Below are 1425 nucleotides of genomic sequence, written 5' to 3'. Positions count from 1 at the left end.
GGGGTGCCTCTATGTCTTTCGTCAAGCGAGGCGTGGGGTTCTGGATTCGTAGAAGGTGCCGTCTCGGAGCATCGCGAAGAGCACGTTGATCCGCTGGCGGGCGAGCCGGAGGAGGGCCTGTGTGTGGGTCTTTCCTCTGGCCCGGCATTTGTCGTAGTAGGTGCGGGAGGCGGGGTCGTGCAAGGCGGCGAAGGCGGACAGGAACATCGCGCGTTTCAGGACGCGGTTGCCGCCCCGTGGTGCGTGTTCGCCGTGGATCGAGGTGCCCGAGGACTTCGTGGTCGGGGCGAGGCCGGCGTAGGAGGCGAGGTGGGCGGCGGTGGGGAAGCTGGTGCCGTCGCCGACGGTGACCAGCAGGGTGGCGGCGGTCCTGACGCCGACGCCGGGCAGCGACGTCAGGACCTTCGAAAGAGGGTGATCCTCCAGCAGGGCTGTGATCTGGGCTTCCGTGGCCCGTCGCTGTTCATGGACGGCGCCGAGCGAGCGGGCCAGCGAGGGGATCACCATGTCGAGGGTGCCGGTGCCCGGAACGACGACGGTCTGTTCGTCGAGGGCCTCGAAGATATCGTCGACCAGCCGGTTCGCCATCCGGGGCGCCTTGGGCCGGATCACCTCGGCCAGCTTGCGGCGTCCGGCTTTTCGCAGTGCGGCCGGGGATCCGTAGCGTTCCAGCAGCCAGGTGACTGCCGGGTGGTCGAGCCGGGGGCCGAGGACGCGTTCCAGACTGGGGTGGAACTGGGTGAGCAGGCCGCGGATGCGGTTGCTGGTGCGGGTGGCCTCGGCCGCGAGGTCCTGGTCGAATCCGACGACGACGGTCAGCTCGTCGGTGATCTCGTCGGTGAGTTCCAGCGAGCGCAGGGTGTGCGGCATGGTGCGGGCCGCGTCGGCGATGACCGCGGCGTCCTTGGCGTCGGTCTTCGCTTCGCCCGGGTAGAGGTCGGCGATCCGCCGCATGGCGAGTCCGGGCAGGTAGGCGACCTTGCAGCCCGCGTCGCGGGCGACCGTGAGGGGCAGGGCGCCGATGGATGCGGGCTGGTCCACGATCACCAGGACGGTGCCGAACTTGGTCTTCAGTTTGGTGAAGACGTCCCGCAGCTTCGGTTCGGTGTTCGGGAGTTGCTTGTCGAAGACCTTCTTACCGGCTGGCGTGAGGCCGTGCCCGTGGTGGGCGCTCTTGCCGACGTCCAGGCCGAGAAAGACGCCTATCTCGTCGCTGTCGTTCAAGCCGTCCTCCCGAACGGATGTCGTGCGTGCTGGCCTGGGCGTTGGCGTCGTGCGCGCATCCACGTTATGCAGACCTGCCGCCCGCGAACGGCCGGGCATTGCGCCAGACCAGGCGGTAGTCGGACCTCTCATCAGCGTCTCCAACGGCGCCTCTCGGGCCCGGTGGCACCACCCCCCAGGTCATCCGTTCGACAGGGGGGG

Annotated in this window: 1 protein-coding gene; it reads right to left on the bottom strand. The window is 68.7% G+C overall.

All coding sequences use genetic code 11. The features are described 5' to 3' along the window. Positions 1 to 21: 21 nt before the first annotated feature. On the bottom strand, positions 22 to 1224 hold the full coding sequence (locus JW592_RS32350) for an IS110 family RNA-guided transposase (RefSeq protein ID WP_209268856.1): 1203 nt from the start codon (positions 1222 to 1224) through the stop codon (positions 22 to 24). Between the last annotated feature and the right edge of the window lie 201 nt (positions 1225 to 1425).

Origin of the sequence: Streptomyces spirodelae (assembly GCF_017676385.1) — a bacterium.
Taxonomy (GTDB): Bacteria; Actinomycetota; Actinomycetes; order Streptomycetales; family Streptomycetaceae; genus Streptomyces; species Streptomyces spirodelae.
Note: the sequence above shows the minus strand (reverse complement) of the source record. Positions and strands in the feature narration are given on the sequence as shown.